The organism is Arachnia propionica (genome assembly GCF_900637725.1).
Taxonomy (GTDB): Bacteria; Actinomycetota; Actinomycetes; order Propionibacteriales; family Propionibacteriaceae; genus Arachnia; species Arachnia propionica.
In genome coordinates this window covers 338,938-350,353 of the sequence record NZ_LR134406.1, presented here as the reverse complement: position 1 = coordinate 350,353, position 11,416 = coordinate 338,938, and the positions used below count along the sequence as shown (strand labels likewise).

Sequence of the window (11,416 nt, the reverse complement as noted above, 5' to 3'; positions counted from 1 at the left end):
GCGCCGGAACCGAGCGGCGTCCTGCGCATCAGAAAATTACATCCACAAGGGAAGATTCTGTTCTCACCCCGGGATGGCCCCTTATGCTGCCTCCATGCTTGGACTTCACCTCCGCCTCGACGCAGCTGACGTCTCCCGTCTCACGGACAACGAGGAGGACCTGGCGGACATCCTGGAGGAGTTCGAGGAGGACGAGCAGCTCTTCGACCGCGCCTGCCAGACCGACAGGGCGTGGGAACCCATCCACAACGCCCTGGCCCCCGACGGTGAGGACGACGAATGGCCCGCCCGGGGCGTCATCGGCGGGGCCCGCACCCTCCACGAGGACGACGACATCTGGGTCACCCACTCCAGTCCGGACGAGGTGGAGGAGATCGCCCGGTGGCTGGAGGCCTTCGGTGACGACGACTTCCACCGCGCCTACACCGGCATGCCCGAGGAGCTGCGCGGCCCGGGACACGGCCCGGAGGAGGAGAGCTACGCACTGGAGTCGCTGGCGGATCTGCGCAGCTTCTACCTGGAAGCCGCGGCCGAACGCCGCCACGTCATCTTCACCACCTACGGCTGAATTGGAACCGCAGAACACGGTTGCGCAGCACTCAACGCGGAAAACGTCTCGTTTCGCGCCCGAAACCGGGTTGAGTGCTGCGCAACCGGGGAACCCGCGCGCAGCCGGCCGGAGAGGGGAGGCTCAGTCGGCGAGGGTGGCCACCAGGATGGCCTTGATGGTGTGCATCCGGTTCTCGGCCTGGTCGAAGACGATGCTCGCCTCCGACTCGAAGACCTCGTCGGTGACCTCCAGCGCGTCCAGTCCGGTGGCCTGGTAGATCTCCTCCCCGACGGTGGTGTTGCGGTCGTGGAAAGCGGGCAGGCAGTGCATGAACTTGGCTCGCGGGTTCCCGGTGGCCGCCATCATCTCCGCATTGACCTGGTAGGGCTTCAGCAGTTCAATGCGCTCGGCCCACAGTTCCTTCGGCTCTCCGAGCGAGAGCCACACGTCGGTGTGGAGGAAGTCGACTCCCGCCACGCCCTCCGCGATGTCGTCGGTGATGGTGATGCGGGCTCCCGTTCCCGCGGCGATGGCCTCGGCCTGGGCGCGCACCTCGTCGGTGGTCTGGAGCTGCTTGGGCGCGACCAGGCGGATGTCGGCGCCGACCATGGCGGCCGAGATCAGGTTCGAGTTGCCCATGTTGTTGCGCACGTCACCGACGAATGCCCACGACGTCTCCTCCAGGGGCTTGCCGGAGTGCTCCAGCATGGTGAGCTGGTCGGCGAGCATCTGGGTGGGATGCCAGGAGTCGGTCAGGCCGTTGTAGACGGGAATCCCGGCATGCCGGCCCATGGTCTCGAGGGTTTCCTGGGCGAAACCGCGGTACTCGATGCCGTCGTACCAGCGGCCGAGCACGCGGGCCGTGTCGGCGGCCGACTCCTTGTGGACGAACTGCGACCCGGCCGTGTCGAGGCGGGTGGCGTATCCGCCCTGCTCCGTCATGGCGACGTCGAAGGAGCAGCTGGTGCGGGTGGAGGTTTTCTCGAACAGCAGGGCGACCTTCTTGCCCACCAGCCGCTTGACCTCGCGTCGTTCCCGCCGCTCCGCCTTCAACTGGGCGGCGAGGTCCAGGACGGCCAACCACTCGGCAGGGGTGAGGTCGGTTTCCTTGGTGAAGCTGCGTCCTTTGAGCATCACAGGGCCTTTCTGCGAGGAAGCCCTCAGGGTATCGCGACAATCCAAACGCGACCGCCGGTGTCCGGATTCGCGCATCGCTTGTGAACAAGCGGCGGTGATCAGGCGAGAGCGTCGAGGATTCCCGGCATGGCGGCCTCGATGTCGGCCAGGGTGCTGCGGAACCCGGAGGCGGGACCGTACCAGGGGTCGTCGAGGTCCTGTCCCTTCGGCATCGCGGGGTTGAAGTCGTTGATGAGGGCGTAGTTGGCGTCGGGGCAGAGCTGTTCGAGCCTGCCGATGTGGAACCGTTCGGCGACGACGACGAGGTCGGCCGAGGCGAGGTCGTCGGCGGTGACCCGCCGGGCCCGGTGCCCGCCGGTGGAGTACCCGGCCTCGCGGAGCACTGCGGCGGCCCGCCGGTCGATGGGATTGCCCGATTCCTCCGACGAGATGCCGACGCTGTCGGCCTCCACGTCGAGCCCCCGCTCGGCGGCCATCCCGCGGGCCACCCGCTCCGCCATCGGGGAGCGGCAGATGTTGCCCCAGCACACAAACACGACCTTCGCCATGGACAGCAACCATAAGGGCTTCGCGGGCTGGCGGCGCCTCCCGCGCACCGTGATGTACCTCCCCGGGGTAGTTTGCCCTCTGCACCGGCGTTGTTCGCGGGGTTTCGGGTTTTTGATGGCAGGCTTGTGCCATGCAGATCCTGGTGGTGGACGACGATCAGGCCGTGCGTGACTCGCTGGCCCGGTCCCTGAAGTATTCCGGCGACGAGGTGACGACTGCGGCTGACGGCGTCGAGGCGTTGGCGCAGCTGGCAGGGCACACCCCGGATGCGGTGATCATGGACGTGATGATGCCCCGCCTCGACGGCCTGGAGGCCACCCGCATGCTGCGACAGTCGGGCAACGACGTTCCCATTCTGATCCTCACGGCCCGCGACGCCGTTGGCGACCGGGTGGACGGCCTGGACGCCGGCGCCGACGACTACATGGTCAAGCCCTTCGCCCTCGACGAGCTGCTGGCGCGGCTGCGGGCCCTGACCCGGCGTTCGAAACCGACCCCGGAAAACGATTCGAAGGTGCTCGTGTTCGGGGATGTGACGCTGGATCCGCAGCACCGCGAGGTGACCCGCGCGGGGCAGCACATCTCCTTGACCCGCACCGAGTTCGCCCTCCTCCAGGCCTTCATGGAAAATCCCCGCCGTGTGATGGAGCGCAACACCCTCCTCAACGAGGTGTGGGGTTTCGAGTTCCCCGCCACCGCCAATTCCCTCGAGGTCTACATCGGCTACCTGCGCCGCAAGACCGAGGCGGGCGGCCTGCCCCGCCTGATTCACACGGTACGCGGCGTCGGTTACGTGCTGCGTGAAACCGCCCCGTGATCAGCTCGTTCTGGATTCGGGTCCGCCGGGGCGTCGAGAGGCTCATCACGGGCCAGTCGCTCCGCTCCCGGTTGGCCTCGCTGACCGGGATTTCCGTGGCCGCAGCCGTGCTCCTGGTCGGTTCCACCGCTTATCTGTCCACGCGAATCTCGCTGCGAGACCAGCTGGACCGCGAGATGCTTTCGGCCGCGCGCGCCACCGCCGAGATCATCAACTCCGACATCAGGAATCTCGACAACCTCGGCCCGGGGCTCGGAACGTCCCAAGAGTTGCTGGCCGTCACCACCGCGCGGGGTGAGACCTCCCAGGCGGGCAAGCAGTCCTTGGCGTTGTTCCCGGACGCCGGGGAGATCGCCGTCGCCCGCATGCAGCAGGGGTACCGGGCCCGTTCCGTGAAACTGGCGGACGGCCAGGAGTACCGCCTGGTCTCGGTTCCGGTGCGGGCCAGGGACCGCACCGGCCAGGTGCAGAGCTACGCCATCCTCTACGCACGTCCCCTGACGTCGCTGGGAACGACGTTGAACTCGCTGTGGCTGGTGATCGCGCTGTCCGGGCTGGCCGGTATCGTGGCCACCACCCTCACCGCCCTGTGGATGGCGCAGACCGCACTGGCCCCGGTGCGTCGTCTCTCCACCGCGGTGAAGAACGTCACCCAGACCGACCAGTTGAACCCGATCCGCATCTACGGACGCGACGACCTGGGTGAGTTGACGCGCAGTTTCAACCTGATGTTGAAGAGTCTCCAGACTTCGCGGGAGCAGCAGCGACAGTTGATCGCCGACGCCGGCCACGAGCTGCGCACCCCGTTGACGTCGATGCGCACCAACATTGAGCTGCTGGTGGCCGACGACAAGTCCGGGATGTTGCCGGAGGGTGCCCGCTCCGAGATTCTCGACGATGTCTCCGCCCAGCTCGGTGAGTTCTCGGCCCTCGTCGGTGACCTGGTGGCGCTGACCCGCGACGACCATCTCCAGCGCCAGCCGGAGCGGCTCGACATGTCGGAGGTGGTGGAGGCGGCGCTGGCCCGGGCGGCCCGTCGCGGACCGAACATCACCTTCCACACGCGCCTGGAGCCGGTGCCGATCCTGGGCGATGCCTCCACGCTGGAACGCGCCATCACGAACCTGCTGGACAACGCGGTGAAGTTCTCTCCCAGCGACGGCGAGATCTGGGTGGAGTTGACCTCGGCCGGGGTGCTGACGATCGTCGATTCGGGCCCGGGGATCGCCGACGATGACCTGCCGCACATCTTCGACCGGTTCTACCGCTCCGACCGGGCACGCAACACCCCCGGCACCGGTCTCGGCCTGGCGATCGTCACCCACACCGTCGAGGCCCACGGCGGCTCGGTCCGGGCCGGGAACCAGCAGGGGGCCGGGGCGAAGTTCACCATGCGGCTGCCGGTCCTGAGCGTCCCCGAGTCGCCGCTGTCCCCCTGACCCCGTCACTCCCACCCCACCCAGTCAAGTCATCCAGAAAGGTTTTGTTCCACAGACTTTTCCACAACCTGGGTAGAACTACACGGCTGTGATTCCGGTGGCTCTCCCCGCCCCGCTCCGTCTCTCGCGAACACAGCGGCCGCCTCACAATCGGAACGGATTTCCCATACACCTCGGTTCACCCGTCGCGTCATCCGATTGACCGACAGGCGACGGCGACACGCCGCCCAGCTCCGCGCAATGCCCGGGTTCCGCGGTCTCCGGGGACTGGACAATACCCCGATGCCGGTTACTAGGGTGTCGGGATGTCCCCAAGACCCGCAGCGTATTACGCCGCGTCGACGCTCCACGCGGCCCCGGATTCCTCGCCCATCCCCCTGCGGACACACGTTCTCGTCTCCGTGCTGATCGGGCTGGTGTTGTGGAGCGTGACGGAGCAGTGCTGGCCGATCGCGGTCGGGGTCATGACCCTGATCGCCGTGGTGGCGGTGTTCAGGGGCCGCAGACGCCACGGCAGTCATCTTCCCCCGTCCCGTTTCCTGGTCGCAGGCATGGCCGTGGCCCTGAGCCTGCCCTTCACGATCTTCCTGCTCGACCTTCCCGGGCTTCCCGTCGGGGTTTTCGTCGTCGGCACCACGGTGGTTCTCGCGGCGATGCGCGTGGATGAGAAGAAGCGGCGGCGCCGGCTCGCGACCGGCGACTTCAGCTACCGCGATCTCTGGTGAGCAAGGACGCCACCAGCTTTTCCCACAGAGTTTTCCACAACCGGGGTAAAACTACACCGATGTGATTTGCGGCGCCGGCTGGCCCTGGGCCTACTGGCCACCGGTCACGGGAGACGCGCTGGTGGCGACGGCGGCCGAGACCTGGATCTGCGAGGAGATCTCGGGGGCGGCATGCCTGCCCTGCCGGAAGATCACCAGGTAGGCAACCCACACCAGAAGGGCCAGCACCATCATCGTCACCACCACCCACGCCCAGGTGCTGCGACGCTTCGGGGCCTGGTCCTGGGCGGGTTCCATGCTGTAGACCGGGGCCGGGGGCTGGTAGGGAGCGCTCGGCGGGGGCATGTACTGGCCGTAGGGCTGCGGGGATCCGTAGTACGGGGCTGAGGGAACGGCGCCATAGCCGGAATCACTCATTGGCGGGGGCGCCATCGCGGCCGGATCCGGCGGGGGCATCTGCCCGTAGGGCGCCCAGGGATCCTGCGGCGGGTTCGCCGACGGAGGGACCGGCGGGGGCATGGACGCCAAGGCCTCGGCGGAAGGCTCGGGAACCGGGGGCGGCATCGGAGGGACCGCGTATTCCGTGGAGGGGGCGGTGGTCGCCTGCGCCATGGGATCGGCCGGGGTGCTGGAGAAACCCTGGTTCATGGAATACGGAAGCACCGGTTGCGGTGGTTCGGAGATTTTCTCGGTCGCCTCATCCCTGAAGATGGACAGGTCCTTGACGGCGTCCAGCACCTGGGTGGGGGCCTCGGAGTCGTCGAACCCCACTGGGGCGGAGATACGGGTCACCGGCTCGTCGTCCTCCGTTTCCGGTTCGACCGGGGCCCGGTCCGCCGGGGACGGTGCGGCCGGTTCCGGTTCAACCGGTTCCGGTTCGGGCAAGGGCGATTCAGGTGAGGGTAGTTCGTCCCAGACGGATCTGATCACGCCGGGTTCGTCCGGGGAGGGCGCGGAGGGCACCATGACCACGACCACCCGGTTCACCGAATCGTCGTCGTCCTGCTCCGCCGGGGAGAGTGCCGTGCCCGGCGGCGGTTCGAGCGGGGCCATCTCGGCCGACCGCTGCCCGACCGGGGACAACTCCGTCGAGGTCGGGGCCTGCTCCCGGGGAGACAGTTCCGACGATGCCGGGGCCTGCTCCCGGGGAGACACCTCGGCCGACCACTGCCTGACCGGAACCAGTTCCCCGGGGACGGGCCCGGCGGGCGTCCCGGGCTGTATGACCGGGACCACGCGGGTCACCGGGTCGTCCACTTCCAAGGACTCCGGGGAGTTCTGCGTCACCGGGGCCGGCACGTCCTGGTCCAGATGGTGAGCCTCCACGCCCGGAAACGAGTCCTCCTCGTCGGGGTAGGGGTCTTCCTCTCCCGGAAGTGAGTCCTCGTCGCCCAGGTGGAAATAGTTCTCGTCCGGAAACGGATCGTCCTCGTCGGTGTAGGGGTCGTCGTCCGGGAACGAGGGAAACGAGTCGATCGGGGCCGGTCCGGCGTACGCATCGGCCCCGGTTGCCCGGACCGCCCGGGTGGTTTCCTCCTCCGGCCGAGGGACAGGGCTGGCCGGTACCGAGGAGAAAACCGTTGGAACCTCGTGGCCCTCGTCGGTGAAACCCGGTTCCCCGGCCGCTGGAACCAGATCCCGGATCAGGGCGTACAGATCCCCCTTGTCCACCGCAACCACCATCGCTCGGATACGCGTCCGGTACTGCGCGGAATCCAGCTTGTCAGCGGCCAGTGCCTCGTCCAGGACGCGACGGCACCGGAGCAGGTCCTCCGAGGTCAAGGGGTTTGAGCTCACGGTGCCAGTTTGTCAGAGACCGTCGCCAAGAACCATGGCCGTGTCCAACGATTGGCTTGAACCGTCCCGATTTCGCGACCGCGCACCCCTGCGGACTAGGGTTGGCGCACAAACCCCAGGAGGCAACATGCTCGGTTTCGCCGCGGTTGATCGACGCTCGGAGACGGTGGCGATCTGGCTGGTCAGCCGCACGGACCCCACCGAGGCGTCCAGCACGAACGCCGTCGTGGTGGATCTGGCCGACGAACACGCCCTGAAGAAGGTGCACTCGCTGACCCGCGAGCGCGTCGTCATCGCCACCCCCGGCAGCGACCTGACCGGCCTGCCGATCAGCGACGGGCATCCGACGGCGCTGCTCGGGGAGTTCATCGACGCCACCCGCACCCACCAGCGCGCCATCGTCGAGGCCGTGCGTTCCTACGCGGCCTCCCGCAAGGGCCAGAAGCTGGTGGAACCCACCTTCCCCGCGGAACCGCAGCTCCCGGAGAACTGGCCAGAAACCTGCCAGGACCGCGCCCTGGAGCTGGCCGGCCTGGTGGGGCGGGCCTGGACGAACTGGCTGGTCAGCGACGGCGAGAGGCTCCGCCGCACCACCCAGCCACGCACCGGCAGGACCCCGTGGATCATGCCCGGGGAGCTCAACCAGCCGGAGCTGCTGGCCCTGCCACCTGCCCTGGCGGAGAAGCTTCGCCCTGAACCCGTGGGGCCCTTCCCCGGCTGAGCGGTCCCGTCCTCAGCCCTCCTCCACCGGAGGCAGCGGGGCGTACCACTCGACGTCTGTGAGAAGGATGCGGGTGTCCACGTTTCCTTCCCAGCTGACGCCTATCCCGTGTTCCTGGAGGATCGGGATGACCACGGTCTTCATCAGTTTGATGGTCGTGGCGTCGTAGAGTTCCTCGCGCTGGGAGCTGCTCAAAGCCTTGTATTCCTCCTCGCTGATGTGGGCGGGCCAGAAGATGCCGTAGCTGAGGTAGGTGCTGCCGCTCTCCGCGAGACTCTCGGTGTCCTGCTGGTGGAAGAACACGTACCCCAGGTCGTCCTGATCGCCCTCGATCTCCGCATGCCCGCAGGTGTTGCAACAGGAGAAGTCCTGCTCCGCGACGACATGGGCCCTCCGCAGCGCCTCGAAGGCGCGGTCCAGCTTGCTGGCGGGCACCTCCCCGAATCCCGCCTGCTGGGTGCGGCGCGCATCGATCAGGTACTGGGCGATGGCGCGGCACTGCGCCTCGGACAGCGTGCCGCCGTCGCTCTCCTCGTCCTTCTCGTCCTCCACGGCGCAGGCGATCTCGTAGGCATGGTCGTTGACGCTGTCATTCCCCCTCACGAGTTGCGTCCAGATCATGTCGCGGATGTACTCCTCGAGTTCGGGATCAACCACGCCCCCGAGCAGTTCTTCGGGGATTCTCAGCCCATCGGGCTGGGCGTTCAGTTCAGTCATGGCCGAGACCCTAACAACCGCCACCGACGGAAAGGGGCCGGACGGCCCCTCACCACGGCCTCTCACCGCCAGGGGTTCTGGCCCGGTTGACCGGGCTGACCCGGGTAACCAGGACGGCCCTGTTGACCGGGCTGCTGGAAATTGACCGGGCCCTGGAATCCGCCCTGCGGGCCGGGCTGCCCGGGACCGGGACGAGCGGCCTTCGCCTTGCCGCGCTGCACCAGGATGACTGCGACCGCGCCGCCGCCAACCACGACGACCCCGAGCACGATCCACAGCCATGTCAGATCGGGATCGTTGCTGGCGGTCGCCTTCAGGCCCTCGGAGTCGGCCAGGTCGGAGGGGTCCTTCCACGTGACGGTGTTGCCGGAGATCTCCCCCTTGCCGCTGGCGGTGAGGACCTTGCCCGGGAAGGTCACCTTGACCTCGAAGTCGGTGATCATGGTCGCGCTGATCCCCTGCAAATTGCCGCCCGGCATGTGAAAGGTCCACTGCTTGCTGGACTCGTCGAAGCCGAGGTAGCCGTTCTCGGTGAGCTCGGTGGTGCCGGAGAGCCGGCAGCCGACGTACCTGTCGTCCTGGTAGCCCTCCTGTTTGAGGTCGCCGGGGAGTTTCGACGAGCTCTTTCCGCGCTGGCAAACCTCGCTGGGATCCTTGATGCCACCCGATTCCGCCCGTTCCTTCAGCACCCCGAAGTCAACCTTGACCTCGATCCTGTCTCGGCTGCTCACGTTGATCTCCTGACGCATCCGGACACAGGAACTGAGCGCCAGGACAAGAGGCAGGATCAAGGCGACGATGCCGATTCTGCGTAGTTTCATCATGGCTGAAACCTACCCTCCGGCCTTTCCCGGAATGCGGGATCCCCCAAATTTGCGGCGCCCGGGCGGGTTTCCCGTGAAAACCCTTCCCGCCCGCAGCGGAACACGGCACCATTGACCCGTGAAACCAGATCGCAACGCCACCGTCGCCGAGGTCTACGCCCATCCGCTCGGACGCGACATCATCGACAAGATACTGCTGCAGACCGGGCGCAGCGCCACCTGGGTGCGCAATCCCCTGGTATCGCGGTTGCGGCTGCGACAGCTCGACAAGTTCCTGGGGCGCATGTTCGGCCCCGGTTTCGTCGACACCCTCGTCGATCTGCTGGCCGACTGCCCCGAGTCGCCTCCCCGCCTCGACGGACCCATCGCCGCGACGTGGTGGAAGCGGGCGGTATTCTACCAGATCTACCCGCGTTCCTTCGCGGACAGCAACGGAGACGGCATCGGCGACCTGCCCGGCATCCTGGCGAAACTTCCCTACCTGGACGACCTGGGCATCGACTGCCTGTGGCTCTCGCCCATCTTCACCTCGCCAAACAAGGACATGGGCTACGACATCGCCGACTACCGTTCCGTCATGGCCGAGATGGGCACCATCGACGACCTGCGACGCCTGATCGCCGCCTGTCACGAACGCGGAATGCGCATCATCCTCGACCTGGTGGCCAACCACACCTCCGACGAGCACCCGTGGTTCAAGGACGCCTTGGCCGACCCGGAGGGCGCGCACGGCGACTACTACTTCCTGCGCGACGGCGACCCCGAGACCCCACCCAACAACTGGACGTCGTTCTTCTCCGGCCCCGCCTGGCGCCGCATCGGCGAGAAGTGGGCGCTGCACCTGTTCGCCCCCGAACAGCCGGACCTCAACTGGGACAACCCCGCGGTGCGCCGCGAGGTGGCCGACATCGTGCGGTTCTGGCTGGCTGAGGGCGTCGACGGGTTCCGCCTGGACGTGATCAACTACATCTCCAAACGCGACGGCCTGCCCGACGGCAACGCCACAGTCGGACAGGTGATGGGTTTCACGGGTGTGGAGCACTACTTCCACGGCCCGCACCTGCACGACCACCTGGCCGAGCTGCGCCGCGAGGCCTTCACCCGGACGGACGTGGAACCGGGCCACGAGGCGCCGGGTGCCGATGCCCGGCCCATCATGATCGGAGAGACCCCGGGGGCCGGCGTCGAGGTGGCCCGGCTGCTGACCAGCTCCCAGCGGGACGAACTGGACCTGATCTTCAGTTTCGACCACCTGGAGACCCCGGGGCACGTGCGCTGGGACGAGTACGCCTACGATCTGAACTTCCTGAAGCACTACTACATCGACTACCAGTCCCGGCTGGGCTCCGACGACTGGATGAGTCTGTTCTTCGAGAACCACGACAACCCGCGCATGATCTCCAAGGTCAACCCCGACCCCCGGTTCCGAGACCAGCTGGGCAAGGCCCTCGCGACGATCCTGCTGACCATGCGCGGCACCCCGTTCATCTTCCAGGGACAGGAGATCGGGGCCGTCAACCAGGACTTCCCCGACGAGTCGGCGCTGCGCGACGTGGAATCCCTGAACCTCCTGGCCGCCGATGGCCCCGGGGCCTGGGGGAAGATCATGGCCGGTTCCCGCGACCACGCCCGCGTCCCGATGCGCTGGGATCGCGACGAGCACTGGGGGTTCACGCGCGCAACCCCTTGGATCAAAGCCTTCGACGACTCGGTGGGCTACTCCGTCGCCGCCCAGGAGCACAACCCCGATTCGGTGCTGCGCTACTACCGCCGCCTGATCTGGCTGCGCCGCTCCAACCCGACGCTGAGCCTGGGTTCGATCCGTTTCATCGACGCCGACGTCAAGGACTACTTCGCCTGGTTCCGGGAACACAACGGCGAGCGTTGGTTCATCGAGGTGAACCTGTCGGGCCACCCCCTGCGGCGGCGCCACCGCGAACGGAACCTCGAGATCGTCGCGGGCACCGCCAAGGACCGCTCGGGCCCCATGGAACCCTACGAGGCCCTCGTCTGCCAGGTCCCTCGTGACGGGGGCGAATGACCCAGAATTGCAAGGGTCGCGATTCCACTTGGAAGTTGAATATTCCATTTCCAGTGGGGACCGCGACCCCTTTGTCGTCACGTCTCCGACCCGTCCCGC

The 11,416-nt window shown here is 67.3% G+C and carries 11 protein-coding genes; 6 read left to right on the top strand and 5 right to left on the bottom strand.

The features are described from left to right. Positions 1–94 precede the first annotated feature (94 nt). Positions 95–568: a YfbM family protein gene (locus tag EL272_RS01575; RefSeq protein ID WP_014845454.1), complete on the top strand. Its 474-nt coding sequence runs from the start codon at positions 95–97 to the stop codon at positions 566–568. Positions 569–691: 123 nt separating this feature from the next. On the opposite strand, the gene argF is transcribed toward EL272_RS01575, so the two are convergent. Both argF and EL272_RS01565 read right to left on the bottom strand, forming a co-directional pair. Beyond that, positions 692–1,684 (bottom strand): ornithine carbamoyltransferase, encoded by a 993-nt coding sequence (argF, locus tag EL272_RS01570; RefSeq protein WP_014845453.1) that lies wholly within the window; start codon positions 1,682–1,684, stop codon positions 692–694. A 101-nt stretch (positions 1,685–1,785) separates the two neighbouring features. Beyond that, positions 1,786–2,235 carry a low molecular weight protein-tyrosine-phosphatase gene (locus tag EL272_RS01565; protein ID WP_061787278.1) on the bottom strand — a complete coding sequence of 150 codons (450 nt, stop codon included), beginning with the start codon at positions 2,233–2,235 and terminating at the stop codon, positions 1,786–1,788. A gap of 131 nt (positions 2,236–2,366) precedes the next feature. Between EL272_RS01565 and EL272_RS01560 the strand changes: the two genes are divergently transcribed. The 3 genes from EL272_RS01560 to EL272_RS01550 all read left to right on the top strand — a co-directional run bounded on the left by EL272_RS01560 (position 2,367) and on the right by EL272_RS01550 (position 5,217). Beyond that, entirely contained in the window at positions 2,367–3,053 is a 687-nt protein-coding gene (locus EL272_RS01560) for a response regulator transcription factor (RefSeq protein ID WP_014845451.1), read from the top strand. Continuing rightward, positions 3,050–4,492, top strand: a complete 1,443-nt coding sequence (locus tag EL272_RS01555; RefSeq protein WP_014845450.1) for a sensor histidine kinase — start codon at positions 3,050–3,052, stop codon at positions 4,490–4,492. Before EL272_RS01560 ends, EL272_RS01555 begins: the two co-directional genes overlap by 4 nt. 305 nt (positions 4,493–4,797) lie before the next feature. Next, positions 4,798–5,217, top strand: coding sequence for a hypothetical protein (locus tag EL272_RS01550; protein WP_014845449.1), 420 nt, complete (start codon positions 4,798–4,800; stop codon positions 5,215–5,217). A 90-nt stretch (positions 5,218–5,307) separates the two neighbouring features. On the opposite strand, the gene EL272_RS01545 is transcribed toward EL272_RS01550, so the two are convergent. Further along, positions 5,308–7,014, bottom strand: a complete 1,707-nt coding sequence (locus EL272_RS01545) for a hypothetical protein (protein ID WP_126409304.1) — start codon at positions 7,012–7,014, stop codon at positions 5,308–5,310. Positions 7,015–7,141: 127 nt separating this feature from the next. Between EL272_RS01545 and EL272_RS01540 the strand changes: the two genes are divergently transcribed. Then, positions 7,142–7,735 carry a hypothetical protein gene (locus tag EL272_RS01540; protein ID WP_061787280.1) on the top strand — a complete coding sequence of 198 codons (594 nt, stop codon included), beginning with the start codon at positions 7,142–7,144 and terminating at the stop codon, positions 7,733–7,735. Positions 7,736–7,747: 12 nt separating this feature from the next. On the opposite strand, the gene EL272_RS01535 is transcribed toward EL272_RS01540, so the two are convergent. Both EL272_RS01535 and EL272_RS01530 read right to left on the bottom strand, forming a co-directional pair. After that, a complete protein-coding gene (locus tag EL272_RS01535) occupies positions 7,748–8,452 on the bottom strand; it encodes a DUF6891 domain-containing protein (protein ID WP_041696099.1) in 705 nt (234 codons plus the stop codon). 62 nt (positions 8,453–8,514) lie between these two features. Further along, positions 8,515–9,276, bottom strand: a complete 762-nt coding sequence (locus tag EL272_RS01530) for an LppM family (lipo)protein (protein WP_061787281.1) — start codon at positions 9,274–9,276, stop codon at positions 8,515–8,517. 118 nt (positions 9,277–9,394) lie between these two features. Here EL272_RS01530 and EL272_RS01525 point away from each other — a divergent pair, with 118 nt between their 5' ends. Next, on the top strand, positions 9,395–11,317 hold the full coding sequence (locus tag EL272_RS01525) for an alpha-glucosidase (protein ID WP_061787282.1): 1,923 nt from the start codon (positions 9,395–9,397) through the stop codon (positions 11,315–11,317). Positions 11,318–11,416 lie beyond the last annotated feature (99 nt).

Excerpts from the sequence above, each read along its gene's own strand:
- EL272_RS01575 (WP_014845454.1), top strand. The coding sequence starts at position 95 with ATGCTTGGACTTCACCTCCGCCTCGACGCAGCTGACGTCTCCCGTCTC.
- argF (WP_014845453.1), bottom strand. The coding sequence starts at position 1,684 with ATGCTCAAAGGACGCAGCTTCACCAAGGAAACCGACCTCACCCCTGCC.
- EL272_RS01565 (WP_061787278.1), bottom strand. The coding sequence starts at position 2,235 with ATGGCGAAGGTCGTGTTTGTGTGCTGGGGCAACATCTGCCGCTCCCCG.
- EL272_RS01560 (WP_014845451.1), top strand. The coding sequence starts at position 2,367 with ATGCAGATCCTGGTGGTGGACGACGATCAGGCCGTGCGTGACTCGCTG.
- EL272_RS01550 (WP_014845449.1), top strand. The coding sequence starts at position 4,798 with ATGTCCCCAAGACCCGCAGCGTATTACGCCGCGTCGACGCTCCACGCG.
- EL272_RS01540 (WP_061787280.1), top strand. The coding sequence starts at position 7,142 with ATGCTCGGTTTCGCCGCGGTTGATCGACGCTCGGAGACGGTGGCGATC.
- EL272_RS01535 (WP_041696099.1), bottom strand. The coding sequence starts at position 8,452 with ATGACTGAACTGAACGCCCAGCCCGATGGGCTGAGAATCCCCGAAGAA.
- EL272_RS01530 (WP_061787281.1), bottom strand. The coding sequence starts at position 9,276 with ATGATGAAACTACGCAGAATCGGCATCGTCGCCTTGATCCTGCCTCTT.